The organism is uncultured Parasphingorhabdus sp. (assembly GCF_963975555.1).
In the GTDB taxonomy this organism is placed as follows: Bacteria; Pseudomonadota; Alphaproteobacteria; order Sphingomonadales; family Sphingomonadaceae; genus Parasphingorhabdus.
The window spans coordinates 79,032-95,402 of record NZ_CAXBHH010000002.1; the positions used below are offsets into that span (position 1 = coordinate 79,032).

The following is a 16,371-nucleotide window of genomic DNA, read 5'->3' on the forward strand; positions in this document are numbered from 1 at the left end:
ATTGTTTCATGCTGATCCCGTTACTTCTGCTCCTCGCGGGCTTTGTCATCCTGATCGTTGGTGGCGAGTTGCTGGTGCGCGGTGCGGTCCGGGTGGCGGAGCGGGCAGGGATGTCAGAGCTTTTAATCGGCTTGACAATCGTCGGTTTCGGCACGTCCGCGCCGGAGCTTGTGGCCAGCGTTGAAGCGGCGCGGGCGGGATCTCCGGGCATTGCCTGGGGGAATATCGTCGGTTCGAATCTCGCTAACAGTCTACTCATTCTCGGTACGGCCTCGCTGATCCTTCCGGTGGTGGTGCCAAGGGGGCCGTTGTGGCGCGATGGCGGACTGGCCCTGGTGGCGACGGTGGCCTTGTGGCTGGTTGCCAGCACGACCGGTATTACGATCGCGATCGGCAGCGCTTTTCTGGTTATTCTGTTAGCCTATCTCGGGTACGCCTACCGGGCCGAACAGACGCAGCCGGCTGGCGCGAGTGCTTTACACGAAAAGGCCGAGTCTCTCGAGATTTCAGATACACATTTGCATGATGAACAGCCGCTGTGGCGATCAATTCTGGTGTTGCTTTTCGGAATCATCCTGATCGTGCTGGGCGGTCGCTGGCTGGTCGACGGCGCGGTCGATCTTGCGCGCCTCGTCGGCATGAGCGAAGCGGTGATCGGTTTGACCGTGATCGCCATCGGCACCTCGCTACCCGAACTCGTAACTTCGGTGATCGCAGCTTATAAAGGCGCGAGTGCGGTGGCACTGGGCAATGTTCTGGGCTCCAATATTTTCAATCTGTTGCTGATTGGCGGCGTTACCGCCCTCATTGCGCCCGGTACGATCCCGGGTGAAATCACCAATTTCGGGCTGCCGGTGTTGATCGCTGCTTCGGTCCTGCTGTTGATATTTGCGGCAACCGGACGCAGGATATCCCGCATGGAAGGCGGAATATTGCTGGTCACTTATCTGGTTCTGCTCGTCTATAATATTGTGGCTGTTTGAATCAGACGTTGCAATCTCCAGAATCTGTCCCTAAATAGCGGTCATCCCAACATTGTGAGATTTGAAGGGGCTGGCGCCAGACGGGGCCGGCAGCCAAGGTTTTTGCATACGGAAATGGAATTTATTTGACTGATATAGCGACACTGACAGATCTGATTAAGCCGGAAGCAGATGCTTTGGGCTTTGATCTGGTGCGGGTGGAGTTCGTGTCCGGAGCGGAAGAGCCCACTTTGCAAATCATGGCCGAGCGTCCGGAAACCGGGCAATTGGGTATCGATGACTGCGCTGCCTTGTCGCGCCGCATCTCGGCAAAGTTCGATGTGATGGAAGAAGAAGGCCGCGACCCGATTGACTATGCCTATCGGCTGGAAGTCAGTTCACCGGGCATCGACCGGCCGCTAACGCGCGCATTTGATTATCAAAACTGGTCCGGCCATGAAGCGCGGATCAACCTGATCGAGGCTATCGCCGGCAAGAAACAGCTTCGCGGCCAGCTTGAAGGCATTGAAGGCGACATAATAAAGATTGACGATCGGGAGACGGGAAGTCAGGAGACGCCCTTGGCGAATGTCCATAGTGCGAAACTGATTCTGACTGACGCACTGATTGCTGCAACCATTCCGGTTTCCACCGCGGGTGCAGACGAGATTGAAGAACAGACTTTAGAAGAACAGGAAGACTAATCATGGGCAGTGCTATTTCAGCCAATAAAGCCGAATTGCTCGCTATTGCGACCGCCGTTGCAACGGAGAAAATGATCGACAAGTCGATCGTGATCGAAGCGTTGGAAGAGGCGATCCAGAAAGCGGCTCGTGCCCGCTATGGCGCAGAGAATGACATTCGTGCGAAACTCGACGTCAAAACCGGCGATTTGCGCTTGTGGCGGGTTGTCGAAGTGGTTGATGAAGTCGAAGATTATTTCAAACAGGTCGATATCAAGCAGGCGGAAAAGCTGGAGCCAGGCTCCAGCGTCGGCGACTTCATTGTCGATCCGCTGCCGGAAGTCGATCTTGGCCGTATTGACGCGCAATCTGCCAAGCAGGTGATTTTCCAGAAGGTCCGGGATGCCGAACGCGACCGGCAATTTGAAGAATTCAAGGAGCGCGCCGGAGAAATTATCACCGGTGTGGTGAAATCGGTTGAATTCGGCCATGTGGTCGTTGACCTCGGACGCGCAGAAGGCGTGATCCGCCGCGACCAGCAAATCCCGCGCGAAGCCGCACGGGTCGGAGATCGCGTTCGTGCGCTTATCCTTGATGTGCGCCGTGAAAATCGCGGACCCCAGATATTCCTTTCCCGTGCCCACCCTGATTTCATGCGGCATCTGTTCGCACAGGAAGTGCCGGAAATTTACGATGGCATCATCGAAATCAAGGCGGCAGCCCGCGATCCTGGCTCTCGTGCCAAGATCGGTGTGATCAGCCACGATAGCTCGATTGATCCGGTTGGCGCTTGCGTCGGCATGAAGGGTAGTCGCGTCCAGGCTGTCGTGCAGGAAATGCAGGGCGAGAAAATCGACATCATTCCCTGGTCGGAAGATATTGCGACATTCGTCGTCAATGCCTTGCAGCCAGCGACGGTTAGCCGCGTTGTTATCGACGAGGAAGAAGGCCGCATTGAAGTCGTTGTTCCTGATGACCAGCTCAGCCTTGCCATTGGCCGCCGCGGACAGAATGTCCGTCTGGCCTCGCAGCTGACCGGCCTTGCCATCGATATCATGACCGAAGCGGACTCGAGCGAAAAACGGCAAGCCGAATTTGCTGCCCGTACCGAGATGTTCCAGGAAGATCTGGACGTTGATGAAACATTGTCGCAGCTTCTGGTAGCTGAAGGTTTCAGTGAACTCGAAGAAGTCGCCTATGTCGCACCGGAAGAAATCTCCAACATCGAAGGTTTTGACGAAGAACTGGCAGCTGAACTGCAGAACCGTGCTCTCGAGGCGCTGGACCGGCGTGAAGCGCTTGCGCGGGAAAAACGCACCGAGCTGGGCGTCGAGGATGCAATTGCCGAACTGCCACATCTGACCGAAGCCATGCTGGTGACGCTCGGTGAAGCGGGCCTCAAGACGCTGGACGATGTTGCCGATCTCGCGACTGACGAACTGGTGCTGAAACGGAAATCGGAACCGCGTCGCCGCAATGACACTCGCAAGCCCGAGCCGGACGGTGTGTTGGCCAAATATGGCCTGACCGAAGAGCAGGGCAACGAGATCATCATGGCAGCACGTGCGCACTGGTTCGAGGACGAAGACGAGCCAGCGGCAGCTGCTGCGACCGAAGAAACCGGGGAGGACGCAAATGCGGAATCCACCCAATGAGACGCGGTCTAACCCTCTAGATCGCACGTCACACCGTAAATGCATTTTAACCGGAGAGAGCTTCTCTCCGGAGCAACTGGTGCGTCTGGCGATAGGGCCGGATGGACAAATCGCGCCGGACGTGCGGGCAAAAGCACCGGGTCGCGGGGCGTGGATCAGTGTCGATCGGGCTGCGCTCGAGACGGCGCTTGCCAAGGGCCAGCTTAAGGCGGCTTTATCGCGTTCCTTCAAGACCGGCCCCCTCGATATTCCCGCCAATCTGGCAGACCAGCTTGAAAAAGCGCTGGGACGCGCCACATTGGACAGGCTGGGGCTGGAAGCCCGTGGCGGAACTTTGTTAACCGGTTCTGAAAAAATCGAAACTGCCGCAAGGCGCGACGATCTGTTCATGCTGCTTCACGCGTCTGATGCGGGGCAGGACGGGTCTTCAAAACTTGCTCAGGCCTGGCGCGTTGGCAGTGATCGGGAAGGGCAAGATTTACGCGGGATGACTTTGCCTGTGGACCGTCAGTGCCTTTCTGTGGCATTGGGCCGCCAGAATGTTGTTCATATCGGGATTATAGATAAACGCGCAGCAGAGCGGCTTTCGCATATGCTCGCAAGATGGCTTCACTTCATCGGTAGCGATGAAGTGCCGGATGAAGCGGAAAAGAAAGTTGCTTAATCTGGTCTAGGAAGACCAGGTAATATATTGAAAATGTTTATTTTTAGGGATTAAGTCTGTTCGATGAGTGAAGATACAAAAGATACGCCGAAACCTGCACGCAAGCCCCTGGGGCTGAAGCGTTCGGTTGAACCTGGCGAAGTCAAACAGACGTTCAGCCATGGACGCACCAACAAGGTGGTGGTCGAGGTCAAGCGCAAGAAGCTGGTTGGCAAGCCTGGTGCCGTGGAAGCGGTCAAGGAAGTCGTCAAGGAAACGCCCGTACCTGCGCCCGCGCCCGCTCCGGTGGCCAAGCCTGCGCCCAAGAAAGCGCCAGTAGCACCGAAAGTGGATGATGGTCTGACCCGTCAGGAGAAACAGGCAAAATTCCTGCGCGAAGCGGAAGAAGCCCGTCTCGACGCCATGCAGGAAGCTCGTAAACGCGACACGCGCGAGAAGAAAGAGCAGACCGCAGAAGAGAAAAAGCGGGCGGAAGAAAACCGCAAGGCCGAAGTAGAGCAAGCGCGCAAGGCGCAGGAAGAAATCGCAGCTGCAGAAAAAGCGGCTGCCGAGGCACCTGCTGCTGCCGAACCCGCGTCGCCAGGCACGCCGGCAGAAGCGCCAGCGACAACACCGGCCGCGACGACCGGTACAACTGCTGCGCGACCACCGGCTCGCAAATTCACGCCCGTGGAAGCGCCAAAACGCCCCAAACCGGAAAAAGAAAAAGAGAAACAGAAAGTCGGACGCGACGATCGCAACGATCGCCGTCAATCGGGCAAGCTCACAGTCAACCGCGCTCTGCGTGGCGAAGACGGCGCGGCACGGGCGCGTTCGCTCGCTGCCCTGAAACGTGCCCGGGAAAAAGAAAAACGTGCTCAACGGTCGGGTCGGCCATCCGAGCCACGCGAAAAGCAGATCCGTTCCGTTATCGTGCCGGAAGCCATTACCGTACAGGAACTGGCCAAACGTATGGGCGAAAAAGGCGCGGACCTCGTCAAATCCCTGTTCAAAATGGGTTCGATGGTCACCGTCAACCAGACCATCGATCAGGATACGGCTGAATTGCTGGTCGAGGAATTCGGCCATAACATCCAGCGGGTTTCCGAGGCTGACGTTGAAATCAACACCCAGGCCGATGTCGATCCGGAAGAAACGCTACGGCCACGTGCTCCTGTCGTTACGATCATGGGCCATGTTGATCACGGCAAGACCTCGTTGCTTGACGCGTTGCGCGGGACCGATGTGGTTGCCGGCGAAGCTGGTGGTATTACTCAGCATATCGGCGCTTATCAGGTGACCATGAAAAATGGTGACAAGGTTACGTTCCTCGATACGCCGGGCCATGAAGCCTTTACCGAAATGCGGATGCGCGGTGCCAATGTCACGGATATCGTGATCCTGGTCGTTGCTGCCGATGACGGTTTGATGCCGCAGACGATTGAAGCGATCAATCACACCAAGGCGGCAGGCGTTCCGATGATTGTCGCGATCAACAAGATCGACAAGGAAGGCGCCGATCCGACGACGGTTCGTACACGTCTGCTTGAACATGAAGTGATCGTCGAAGAAATGTCCGGTGATGTTCTTGATGCCGAAGTCTCGGCGCTCAAGAAAATCGGTCTCGACGAACTTATGGAGAAAATCCACGTTCAGGCCGAATTGCTCGAACTGAAAGCGCGTCCCGACCGTCCTGCAGAAGGCTCGGTTGTCGAAGCGAAGCTCGACAAGGGTCGCGGTCCGGTTGCAACTGTGCTGATCGAACGCGGTACATTGAAACGCGGCGATGTCTTCGTCGTTGGTTCGCAGACCGGTAAGGTTCGCGCGCTGATTGATGACAAGGGTCAACAGGTTAAGGAAGCCGGACCTTCGACACCGGTCGAAGTGCTGGGTATCTCCGGCGTTCCATCTGCCGGCGACAAGCTGACAGTGGTCGAAAACGAGGGCCGTGCCCGCGAAGTTGCTGCCTATCGTGCGGAACAGCAAAAGCTGAAACGCACCACGCAGGCTCCAACCAGCCTCGAGAATATGTTCTCCGCTGCGGCAAATAGCGCGGTCGAATTCCCGGTATTGGTTAAAGCCGATGTCCAGGGGTCAACCGAAGCCATTGTCCAGGCGCTGAACAAGATCTCGAACGACGATATCAAGGTGCGCATCCTGCACAGCGGTGTCGGCGCGATCACGGAATCGGACGTTACTCTGGCCGGAGCCAGCAAGGCACCGATCATCGGTTTCAACGTACGACCCAATGCAAAGGCTCGGGAAATTGGTAAGCGCGACGGTGTCCGCTTCAAATATTTCGACATCATCTATGCTTTGACCGACGATATTCGCGCGGAAATGGCTGGTGAGCTGGGTCCCGAGAAGATCGAGAATGTCATGGGTCGTGCCGAGGTCAAGGACGTGTTCAAGTCCGGCAAGAAAGACAAGGCAGCCGGTTTGCTGGTTACCGAAGGTTCCTTGCGCAAAGGCTTGTTCGCCCGTCTTACCCGCAACGATGTCATCGTCAGTGCAACGACCATCGCATCACTGCGGCGGTTCAAAGACGACGTTGAAGAAGTTCGCGCCGGTATGGAATGTGGCGCGGTGCTCGAGGATACCAACGACATCAAGCCGGGCGATATGCTCGAGGTGTTCGAGGTTGAAGAGCGCGAGCGGATTATTTAATTCCACTCCCGGTTACGGGAAGGGGCAGGGGTAGGCCTTCGGGCTACCTCGACCTTCCCACCCCCGACCCCTCCCGCTAGCGGGAGGGGGGAGATAGCAACGATGGCAAAATATAACGATACATCTCCGGAAGGACGTTCGGTCCGCTTGCTGCGCGTCGGCGAGCAGGTCCGGCATATCTTGTCGGAACTGCTGATGCGCGGTGAGGTGCATGATGCGGTGCTGACATCGCATAGCGTTAGCGTTACTGAAGTGCGCATGTCACCGGATTTGCGCCACGCTACGGTGTTCGTGAAACCGCTGCTCGGCGCCAACGAGGCGGACGTGCTCAAGGCGCTGAAAACCAACACCGCATTCTTCCAGAAGGAAGTCGCGAAGCGGGTGCAGATGAAATATGCGGCAAAACTGAAATTCCTGTCCGATGAAAGCTTTGATACCGCCGAGCATATCGAAAGCCTGCTGAATAATCCCAAGGTTGCGCAGGATTTGGCGAAAGAGGCCGACGAGGACTAGCCCCGTTCGTCCTGAGCTTGTCGAAGGGCGGTTTCAGGGCGCAAAAGTGCTTCGACAGGTTCAGCACGAACGGTTATGGAGCGGAGCTTATGGCCAAGCTCTATTTTTATTATGCATCGATGAATGCCGGGAAGTCGAGCAATCTGCTGCAGGCGGCGTTCAACTATGGCGAGCGCGGGATGAAGGTCATGCTGTGGACCGCAGCAATCGATAATCGGGAAAGTTTCGGTGCCATCGCCTCGCGGATCGGCCTGCACGCCGATGCGCATCGTTTCGGCGAAGATACGGATCTGTTCGCTGCAGTCGAAGCAGTACATCAGCAAGCCAAGCTGGCCTGTGTGATGATCGACGAAGCCCAGTTTCTGACCGAAGATCAGGTCTGGCAATGCGCGCGACTGGCGGACGAGAGCGGTGTTCCTGTGCTTTGCTATGGTCTGCGCACCGACTTTCAGGGCAATTTATTTCCCGGCTCGGCAAAGCTGCTCGGCATTGCCGACAGTCTGGTCGAACTGAAAGCGGTGTGCGAATGCGGACGCAAGGCGACGATGAACTTGCGGATTGACGAAGCTGGTCATGCGGTTGACGCCGGCGAACAGACCGAAATTGGCGGAAATGAGAGCTATATCGCGCTGTGCCGCAAGCATTTTAGGGAGCGGTTGAACGGATAGTTTAATCGTCATTCCAGCGAAGGCTGGAATCCAAAGCAAGATTATGACATGCGGAAATTGGGTTAGGCCCCAGCCTCCGCTGGGGCGACGAGTGAGATTGATGGCAGAGAAGCTTTCCAAAATACTGGCCGACGCCCCCGTTCGTCTCGAACCGCTGGCCGACCATCATCTCGAACCGCTCCGCGCAGCCTGCGCAGAGGATCAGGAAATCTGGGACATTTACCCGGTATCGATGCTGGACGAGAATTTCGACAAGGCGATCCAGTCCTTCCACAACACCAGCAATTGGGTCCGCTTTGCAGTGATTAATAGCGGGACCGACACGGTTGTCGGCATGAGCAATTATATCAACCCCGATCAGACGACCAAAGTGACCGAAATAGGCGGAACCTATATCGCGCCGTCGGTGCGTGGCAGCGGATTTAACGGCATTATGAAAAAACTGATGATCGACCATGCCTTTGCCTGTGGATTTACGCGCATCGAATTTCGGGTCGATACCCGCAACAAACGCTCGATGGCGGCTGTGTTGAAACTCGGTGCGACGCATGAGGGTACATTGCGCAAGAACCGCATTACCTGGACGAATTATGTCCGGGACACAGCAGTTTTCGGACTGCTCAAGGAAGAGTGGAGTTTGTGAAGATGAGACTTTTGATCCTTGCCCCGGCGTTGCTGTTAGCAAATACAGCAAGCATTGCACGTGATGATGTCGGGGATCAATCCGGCGCTGCTTCAATTCCTCAGAATTCTACTTCAGCCGAAGGATTTGTTCCCGATGGTTGGTATCTGGAGAAATCCGTCGAGGGTGATCTGGATAAAGATGGTCTACCGGATCTGGCGCTTATCATCCGGCAGAATGACCCGAAACTGGTCATTGAAGGTAACGGTTTTGGCACAGGCCCATATGACGGAAACCCGCGCACAATCGTGGTGGCGGTAAAGCAAGCGGGTGGCGGATATTTGCGGATCGCACAGAACGACCAGATCATTCCCGTTACCGGCGGCCCGATGATCGATGATCCGATTGACAATGCCTCGGATGGCTCGCTGACTATCGACAAGGGCGTCATGCGGTTAAATATTGGTTTTTGGTCCAGCGCCGGGGCCTGGGACATGTTTAACCGGATATTTTCGTTTCGGCTGAAGGGCGCGCAACTGGGGTTGATCGGCTATGACAATCATCATGTGCACCGTGGGTCCGGAGCATTGAATATCGTCAGCATCAATTATCTTACGCGGCGCAAGAGAACCGAAAACGGCAGTATTGAAGACGAACATGTTCCTGAAGTGTGGAGCAAGATCAGTCGCAAGCCGCTGATCCTTTTCGATGATATCGGCGATGGTTTCGCTTTTGATCCCGATAAAAATTAGTCTTTTCAGACAGGATATAGATTGACGATGGAAAAGCCCCATGGCTGGATCATATTGGACAAGCCGCTTGAACTGGGATCGACGCAAGCCGTTGGTGCGGTGAAGCGCAATCTGCGCGAAGCGGGGCTTCTTGGCAAGGGCAAGGGCAAGCTGAAGGTCGGTCATGGCGGGACGCTGGACCCGCTGGCCACCGGGGTTTTGCCGATCGCGATTGGCGAAGCGACCAAGCTGTGCGGGCGGATGCTTGATGCCACCAAAATTTACGAATTTACGATCGGCTTCGGTAGCGAGACCGAGACACTTGATGTCGAGGGGGAGGTAACGGAATCATCCGACCATCGACCGTCTCTGGCAGATGTTGAAGCCGTTCTGCCGCAATTCACCGGGCCGATAGAACAAATCCCGCCGAAATATTCGGCGCTTAAGATTGATGGCAAGCGAGCCTATGATCTGGCGCGGGCCGGGGTTGATGTGGAGATGAAAATGCGGGGGGTGACGATATATTCTCTTACAGTTCGTCATCCTGAACTTGTTTCAGGATCTCGAGAGGTCCTGAAACAAGTTCAGGATGACGAACTATTGGATGAAATAACCCTCGCGGCCACGGTCTCCAAAGGAACTTATATCCGCTCTCTCGCGCGTGACATCGCCCGGGCTGTTGGTACGTTCGGTCATGTCACCATGTTGCGCCGTACCAAGGCCGGTCCGTTCACCTTGAAAGAGGCGATTTCGCTGGACAAACTCAACGAAATTGGTAAGGGCGCGGACATTAAACAATACCTCTTGCCGCTTGAGGCGGGGCTGGACGACATCCCGGCTTTCGACCTCGACCCTGATCAGGCAAGAATGCTTCGGCAAGGCTTAACGCTGGACGAGCAGGATTTGATCGGGAACCCCGCACTCAACGGGCTTTTTCTTGCAACAGAGAATCTAGGTTCTCCGGTTGCTCTGGCAGAGATTGTTGATGGCACCGTGAAGGTGGTCCGCGGGTTCAATATGTAAAAGATGTTCGAAGGAATGATGAATAATGACGATTACCGCAGAAAAAAAACAAGAACTGATTAAAAAATTCGGCCAGACAGAGGGCGATACCGGTTCTCCGGAAGTTCAGGTTGCCGTGCTCACAGAGCGTATCGTGAACCTGACCGAGCATTTCAAAGGCCACCACAAGGACAATCACTCTCGTCGCGGATTGCTGATGATGGTGAATAAACGGCGGAGCCTGCTTGACTATCTTCGCAAGAAAGATGTCGCGCGTTACGCCAAGTTGATCAAGGACCTTGGTCTCCGGAAATAAGAGTTTCGAAGGCGGCCTCCTGAGTGGGGCCGTTTTCACTTTGTGCATCTGTGTAAACAGGTGCCCGTCTCCAGAAAGTGCCAATTTACGCAAACTTGGGAGATGGACTTCCGCCCTGGCGGAGGAGCAGATCGGCAGATTCTTGCAATAAGGTGAGAATCGGCCAAGCAAAGGGGCGCAATGACCCCGAACCGCTGTTCAGCCGGATTGCTGGACACAAGAAAGCCCCCGCACTGCATAGGGCAGGCGGGACAAAGGAAAATACGAATGTTTGATATCAAAAAAGTCGAAATGGAATGGGGCGGACAGACCCTCACTCTCGAAACGGGCCGGATTGCCCGCCAGGCTGATGGCGCGGTTCTCGCGACCCTCGGCGAAACGGTTGTACTGTGCGCAGTTACCGCCGCCAAATCGGTACGTGACGGGCAGGATTTCTTCCCGCTGACCGTTCACTATCAGGAAAAATTCTCTGCCGCCGGTCGTATCCCGGGCGGCTTCTTCAAGCGCGAAGGCCGTGCGACGGAAAAAGAAACGCTGACATCGCGTTTGATTGACCGTCCTTGCCGTCCGCTGTTCCCCGAAGGTTTCTACAACGAAATCAACGTAATCTGTCAGGTCATGAGCTATGATGGCGTCAACGAACCCGACATTCTGGCAATGGTTGCAGCTTCTGCTGCGCTGACCATCTCCGGCGTTCCTTTCATGGGACCAATCGGTGCGGCTCGCGTTGGTTATAAAGAAGGCGAATATCAGCTGAACCCGTCGATGGAAGAAATCGCCACAGGCGAACTCGATCTGGTTGTAGCGGCTACCCAGGGCGCAGTGATGATGGTTGAATCGGAAGCGCAAGAGCTTTCCGAAGAAGTCATGCTCGGCGCCGTAGCGTTTGCCCATGAAGCGTCCAAGCAGGTTGCTGGCCTGATCATCGATCTGGCTGAACAGGCTGCGAAAGAGCCCTGGAAGCTCGATGCCGGTGATGACAATAGCGAAATCAAGGAAGAACTGCGCAAGCTGGTCGGAAAAGATATTGCTGCGGCTTACAAGAAAACCGACAAATCAGATCGTTCCGACGCGCTGAACAAGGTTCGCGACAAAGCCAAAGAAAAATATGCCGACGCAGACGGCCAGACCCAGATGACCGCCGGCAAGATGGTCAAGAAGCTGGAAGCCGAAATCGTTCGCGGTGCCATCATTAAAGACGGTACGCGTATCGACGGCCGTAAGCTCGATCAGGTTCGCCCGATCGAAGCCATGGTCGGCTTGCTGCCACGGACCCACGGTTCGGCTTTGTTCACCCGCGGTGAAACACAGGCGATCGTGACCACGACCCTGGGCACCAAAGACGCCGAGCAGATGATCGATGGTCTAGACGGTCTGAGCTACACCAACTTCATGCTGCACTATAACTTCCCTCCTTATTCGGTTGGTGAAGTTGGACGTTTCGGATTTACTAGCCGCCGCGAAACCGGCCATGGTAAGCTCGCTTTCCGCGCGCTCCGTCCGGTATTGCCGACAGTGGAAGAATTCCCTTACACGATCCGCGTTCTCTCGGACATTACCGAGTCCAACGGTTCGTCCTCGATGGCGACCGTTTGTGGCGGTTCGCTTGCGATGATGGATGCTGGTGTGCCTCTGGCGCGTCCGGTTTCCGGTATTGCGATGGGCCTGATCCTCGAAGGCGAAGAATTTGCGGTTCTTTCCGACATTCTCGGCGACGAAGATCATCTCGGCGACATGGACTTCAAGGTTGCGGGTACCGAAAAAGGTATCACCTCCTTGCAGATGGATATCAAGGTAGCCGGCATTACGCAGGAAATCATGAAGTCTGCTCTGGAACAGGCCAGTGGCGGTCGCGCTCATATCCTCGGTGAAATGAGCAAGGCGCTCAGCGGCACCCGGACCGAAATGTCCGAACATGCTCCGCGCATCGAAACCTTGCAGATCAACAAAGAGAAGATCCGTGAAGTTATCGGTACCGGTGGTAAGGTGATCCGCGAAATCGTTGCTGAAACCGGCGCGAAAGTCGATATCGACGACGAAGGCCTGATCAAGGTTTCTTCTTCCGACAAATCCCAGATCGATGCGGCAATCGCATGGATCAAGGGCATTGTTGAAGAAGCCGAAGTCGGCAAAGTCTATGACGGCAAGGTTGTAAACCTCGTCGACTTTGGCGCATTCGTGAACTTCATGGGCGGCAAGGACGGTCTCGTCCACGTTTCTGAAATCAAGAATGAGCGTGTCGAGAAGGTCTCTGACGAACTGAGCGAAGGCCAGGAAGTCAAGGTCAAGGTTCTCGAAATCGACCAGCGCGGCAAGGTCCGTCTGTCGATGCGGGTTGTTGATCAGGAAACTGGCGAAGAGCTCGAAGACACGCGTCCTGCACGCGAACCACGCGGTGACAAGCCTCGTGGACCACGCCGTGACGGTGCTGGTGGCGGCGGTCGCGGACGCGACGGCGGTGGCCGTGGTCGTGACGGCGGCGGACGTGGCCGGAACAACGACGGTCCAAAGGATGAAGGCGGCGATATTCCATTGCCTGCTTCGATCACCGAAGACTAGATTTTCGCAAAATGAAACAGCAAGGGGCCCGGAGCGATCCGGGCCCTTTTCTTTGCCGGGTATATTTCCGGCTGCATCGTCCGATTAATGTCTTGTAAAGCTGAAACAGAACAGGGAGTATCGTTCTGCTCCAGCGGTTTTTTTGCTTTGTTCTTGGCTGGATGAAAACAAGCGGTTAAGAGGTCTGCCATATGAAAAAACACATTCTCAAATGGGCCGTATTGGGCCTCTCCGCTTCGCTACTTTCCGGTTGTGCTCTTCTGGGAGGAGGCGGTGGCGGTAGTGGTACCGACACGAAATACGTCGCTCGCGATGTGGACACGCTATATAATGCGGCAAAAGACCGGCTTGACCGTGGCCAGTACAAGGTTGCGGCGGCGTTGTTCGATGAAGTCGAGCGCCAGCATCCCTATTCACCCTGGGCCCGTCGCGCACAGCAGATGAGCGCGTTCAGCTATTATCTCTCTGGCGATTATAACAAGGCGATAGAATCATCGCGTCGTTTCCTGTCGATCCATCCGGGGAACAAGGACGCCGCTTATGCCTATTATCTGATTTCGCTTTGCTATTATGAGCAGATCAGCGATGTCACTCGCGACCAGAAGATCACCGAACAGGCGCTGGCGTCTCTCGGCGAGGTTTCCCGTCGCTATCCGAACACGCGCTATGCCGCGGACGCCCAGCTGAAAATGGATCTGGTCAATGACCATCTGGCCGGCAAGGAAATGGAAATCGGCCGCTTTTACCAGCGTCGCGGCAAATGGCTCGCCGCAACCATCCGGTTCCGCACCGTGATCGAGAAATACCAGACCACCACTCATACACCGGAAGCGCTGATGCGCCTGACCGAATCCTATCTTGCGCTGGGTGTTCCGACAGAAGCGAAGAAGACGGCTGCTGTGCTGGGTGCCAACTATCCCGGCACCAAATGGTATGAGCGCGCTTATGATCTCGTGAACAAGCACGGGGCCAGTTAGCATTACAGATGCTGCAATGCGTTGCAGCTAGAGTAAACGTGTTTTAAGAGGGTATTGTGCTGCAGTCCCTTTCCATTCGCGATATTGTACTGATCGAGGCGCTTGATCTCGAATTCGGGTCGGGCCTGACGGTGCTGACCGGCGAGACCGGAGCGGGCAAGTCGATCCTGCTCGACAGTCTCGGACTGGCGCTCGGTAATCGGGCGGATAGCGGTCTGGTCCGGCAGGGCACGGAAAAGGCACAGGTTACCGCCAGTTTTGCTTCACCCGCCAAGGGCAGCAAGCTGGCCGCTACGCTCGCCGAAAATGATATTGAAATCGAACCCGGCGAGCCGCTTATCATCAAGCGATCGGTCAAGGCCGATGGTGGCAGCCGCGCCTTCATCAATGACCAGCCCTGTTCGGCAACCCTGCTGCGCACGGTGGGCGGACAACTGATTGAAATCCATGGCCAGCATGATGATCGCGGTCTGATCAACCCCAAGGGGCATAGGGCGTTGCTCGATGCTTTCGCCGGTGTCGAAGGCAATGTGGTTCGCGATGCCTATGACGCCTGGCAGGCCGCGAAAACGGCGCTGGAGCAAGCGAAGCTGGAACAGGAAACGGCGGAAAACGACCGCGAATATCTCGAGCATAGCGTTGCCGAACTTTCGAAATTTGCACCGCAACCGGGCGAGGAAGAAGAACTCGCGCTGGACCGGGCGACGATGATGAAGGGCGAGAGGCTGACCGGCGATCTCGAAGCGATTCGGGCGGCCTTTGACGGCTCCAACGGCGGGCTGGCCTCGCTGAGAGCGGCGGCGCGGCGGCTCGACATGATTTCCGAAGGTCATCCCTTGCTCGGCGAGGCGCTGGAGTCGCTGGACCGCTCGATTATCGACGCCAGCGAAGCCGAGGACAAGCTTAACGAAGCGGCGGCTGCGCTGAGCTTCGACCCGCAGCGACTCGACGATATGGAGACCCGGCTGTTCGACCTGAGAGGGCTGGCGCGCAAGCATCGGGTGGAGCCGGACAAGCTTTCTGATCTGCTCAACGATCTGCAGAACAAGCTGGCCGCGATCAGCGATGGCGGCAAGACATTGGAAGATTTGGAAGCATCTTTGGCCGGTGCGAAACAAGCCTACATTGTGGCTGCGGAAAACCTGCGGGCGCAGCGGAGCAAGGCGGCCAAAGCGCTCGACAAAGCGGTGGCAGGAGAATTGGCGCCGCTCAAACTGGATGCGGCAAGATTTGAGACTTTGCTTGAACTATTACCCGAAGAGCATTGGAATAAAGGTGGAATGGACCGGATCGAGTTTCTGATCTCGACCAACCCCGGTGCGCCACTGGCCCCTCTGGGCAAAATTGCATCGGGTGGTGAACTTTCCCGGTTCATTCTCGCCCTGAAAGTGGCGCTGGCCGAAGAATATGGCCTGAAAACGATCATTTTCGACGAAGTCGACCGCGGCGTCGGCGGCGCAGTGGCGTCGGCTATCGGCGACCGGCTGTCGCGCCTGTCCAGGGGCGCCCAGCTGCTGGTCGTGACCCACAGCCCGCAGGTCGCCTCCAAGGGCGACGCGCATATGCTGATCAACAAGTCGCTCAGCGGCACCGTGTCGCGCACCGATGTCAGCGCGCTGGACGACGAAGGCCGGCGGCAGGAAATTGCGCGGATGCTCTCCGGTGCCGATGTGACCGATGAGGCGAGAGCGCAGGCAGATCGGTTGCTGGAGGGGGTTTAGTGTTTTTCGGGATGTCACCTTTTAAGCCCCTCCTTTTTAAAGGAGGGGTTGGGGTGGTTTCGGTCCACTATTCGCTGCGCGAGCGATGTTCACACATCGCCACCACCCCAACCCCTCCTCTGAAGAGGAGGGGCTAGATTCGTGACTGATCGTGCCACTCTTCTCGTTCGTGCTAGAGAGATGCGGCTCAATCCTACCGAACCGGAAAAGCGGCTGTGGCGATATCTTTCGGCTTCGCAACTGGGCGGCCATAAATTTTGCCGTCAGTCTGTGATCGAATATTATATCGCGGACTTCTTTTGCCCGTTTAAAAAGCTGATTGTTGAAGTGGATGGTGATACGCATGATATCGATTCTGACTTCAAGCGCGATGATCGATTGCGGACAAAGGGATATCGGACGGTGCGTTTTAGCAATTTGGATGTGATGGGGAATATGGACGGGGTGCTGTCGGTTCTGCTTGATGTGTTGGAGGATACTCCGGATCGGTGGAAAGAACGTGGTGCCTCCACCACCCCAAACCCCTCCTCTGAAGAGGAGGGGCTCAAGTGAGTCAGTGCCTTACTAACGCTGTTAGTGATCAAGCGAGCCCGTTTCAGCCCCTTCTTTTTAAAGGAGGGGTTGGGGTGGTTCTGTGCCGCATGTCGCTGCG

At 56.1% G+C, this 16,371-nt stretch carries 15 protein-coding genes; all 15 read left to right on the forward strand.

From position 1 onward, the window contains the following. Positions 1-8 precede the first annotated feature (8 nt). The 15 genes from AAC060_RS05790 to AAC060_RS05860 all read left to right on the forward strand — a co-directional run bounded on the left by AAC060_RS05790 (position 9) and on the right by AAC060_RS05860 (position 16,271). Entirely contained in the window at positions 9-983 is a 975-nt protein-coding gene (locus AAC060_RS05790; protein ID WP_339823977.1) for a calcium/sodium antiporter, read from the forward strand. Between the two features lie 125 nt (positions 984-1,108). Next, a complete protein-coding gene (rimP, locus tag AAC060_RS05795; protein ID WP_339823979.1) occupies positions 1,109-1,666 on the forward strand; it encodes a ribosome maturation protein RimP in 558 nt (185 codons plus the stop codon). Between the two features lie 2 nt (positions 1,667-1,668). Then, positions 1,669-3,300 carry a transcription termination factor NusA gene (gene nusA, locus AAC060_RS05800; RefSeq protein WP_339823981.1) on the forward strand — a complete coding sequence of 544 codons (1,632 nt, stop codon included), beginning with the start codon at positions 1,669-1,671 and terminating at the stop codon, positions 3,298-3,300. Next, positions 3,281-3,964, forward strand: coding sequence for a DUF448 domain-containing protein (locus AAC060_RS05805; RefSeq protein WP_339823983.1), 684 nt, complete (start codon positions 3,281-3,283; stop codon positions 3,962-3,964). Before nusA ends, AAC060_RS05805 begins: the two co-directional genes overlap by 20 nt. Before the next feature lie 63 nt (positions 3,965-4,027). Next, positions 4,028-6,610: a translation initiation factor IF-2 gene (gene infB / locus AAC060_RS05810; RefSeq protein ID WP_339823984.1), complete on the forward strand. Its 2,583-nt coding sequence runs from the start codon at positions 4,028-4,030 to the stop codon at positions 6,608-6,610. 102 nt (positions 6,611-6,712) lie between these two features. Then, positions 6,713-7,123 carry a 30S ribosome-binding factor RbfA gene (gene rbfA / locus AAC060_RS05815; protein WP_339823986.1) on the forward strand — a complete coding sequence of 137 codons (411 nt, stop codon included), beginning with the start codon at positions 6,713-6,715 and terminating at the stop codon, positions 7,121-7,123. Between the two features lie 89 nt (positions 7,124-7,212). Further along, positions 7,213-7,791, forward strand: coding sequence for a thymidine kinase (locus tag AAC060_RS05820; RefSeq protein ID WP_339823988.1), 579 nt, complete (start codon positions 7,213-7,215; stop codon positions 7,789-7,791). A gap of 100 nt (positions 7,792-7,891) precedes the next feature. Next, on the forward strand, positions 7,892-8,434 hold the full coding sequence (locus AAC060_RS05825; protein ID WP_339823990.1) for a GNAT family protein: 543 nt from the start codon (positions 7,892-7,894) through the stop codon (positions 8,432-8,434). A 2-nt stretch (positions 8,435-8,436) separates the two neighbouring features. Continuing rightward, positions 8,437-9,165: a hypothetical protein gene (locus AAC060_RS05830; RefSeq protein ID WP_339823991.1), complete on the forward strand. Its 729-nt coding sequence runs from the start codon at positions 8,437-8,439 to the stop codon at positions 9,163-9,165. Positions 9,166-9,192: 27 nt separating this feature from the next. Then, on the forward strand, positions 9,193-10,167 hold the full coding sequence (gene truB / locus AAC060_RS05835; protein ID WP_339824707.1) for a tRNA pseudouridine(55) synthase TruB: 975 nt from the start codon (positions 9,193-9,195) through the stop codon (positions 10,165-10,167). A gap of 25 nt (positions 10,168-10,192) precedes the next feature. After that, positions 10,193-10,462: a 30S ribosomal protein S15 gene (rpsO, locus tag AAC060_RS05840; protein WP_339823992.1), complete on the forward strand. Its 270-nt coding sequence runs from the start codon at positions 10,193-10,195 to the stop codon at positions 10,460-10,462. A 267-nt stretch (positions 10,463-10,729) separates the two neighbouring features. After that, positions 10,730-13,021, forward strand: coding sequence for a polyribonucleotide nucleotidyltransferase (pnp, locus tag AAC060_RS05845; RefSeq protein WP_339823993.1), 2,292 nt, complete (start codon positions 10,730-10,732; stop codon positions 13,019-13,021). A gap of 191 nt (positions 13,022-13,212) precedes the next feature. Next, positions 13,213-13,998: an outer membrane protein assembly factor BamD gene (locus AAC060_RS05850; protein WP_339823994.1), complete on the forward strand. Its 786-nt coding sequence runs from the start codon at positions 13,213-13,215 to the stop codon at positions 13,996-13,998. A 56-nt stretch (positions 13,999-14,054) separates the two neighbouring features. Beyond that, positions 14,055-15,719 carry a DNA repair protein RecN gene (gene recN / locus AAC060_RS05855; protein ID WP_339823995.1) on the forward strand — a complete coding sequence of 555 codons (1,665 nt, stop codon included), beginning with the start codon at positions 14,055-14,057 and terminating at the stop codon, positions 15,717-15,719. 141 nt (positions 15,720-15,860) lie between these two features. Further along, a complete protein-coding gene (locus tag AAC060_RS05860) occupies positions 15,861-16,271 on the forward strand; it encodes an endonuclease domain-containing protein (protein ID WP_339823997.1) in 411 nt (136 codons plus the stop codon). Positions 16,272-16,371 lie beyond the last annotated feature (100 nt).

Coding starts and splice junctions, on each gene's coding strand:
- pnp (WP_339823993.1), top strand. CDS start 10,730: ATGTTTGATATCAAAAAAGTCGAAATGGAATGGGGCGGACAGACCCTC.
- rbfA (WP_339823986.1), top strand. CDS start 6,713: ATGGCAAAATATAACGATACATCTCCGGAAGGACGTTCGGTCCGCTTG.
- AAC060_RS05825 (WP_339823990.1), top strand. CDS start 7,892: ATGGCAGAGAAGCTTTCCAAAATACTGGCCGACGCCCCCGTTCGTCTC.
- rpsO (WP_339823992.1), top strand. CDS start 10,193: ATGACGATTACCGCAGAAAAAAAACAAGAACTGATTAAAAAATTCGGC.
- AAC060_RS05805 (WP_339823983.1), top strand. CDS start 3,281: ATGCGGAATCCACCCAATGAGACGCGGTCTAACCCTCTAGATCGCACG.
- truB (WP_339824707.1), top strand. CDS start 9,193: ATGGAAAAGCCCCATGGCTGGATCATATTGGACAAGCCGCTTGAACTG.
- AAC060_RS05820 (WP_339823988.1), top strand. CDS start 7,213: ATGGCCAAGCTCTATTTTTATTATGCATCGATGAATGCCGGGAAGTCG.
- AAC060_RS05790 (WP_339823977.1), top strand. CDS start 9: ATGCTGATCCCGTTACTTCTGCTCCTCGCGGGCTTTGTCATCCTGATC.
- nusA (WP_339823981.1), top strand. CDS start 1,669: ATGGGCAGTGCTATTTCAGCCAATAAAGCCGAATTGCTCGCTATTGCG.
- AAC060_RS05830 (WP_339823991.1), top strand. CDS start 8,437: ATGAGACTTTTGATCCTTGCCCCGGCGTTGCTGTTAGCAAATACAGCA.
- infB (WP_339823984.1), top strand. CDS start 4,028: ATGAGTGAAGATACAAAAGATACGCCGAAACCTGCACGCAAGCCCCTG.
- AAC060_RS05850 (WP_339823994.1), top strand. CDS start 13,213: ATGAAAAAACACATTCTCAAATGGGCCGTATTGGGCCTCTCCGCTTCG.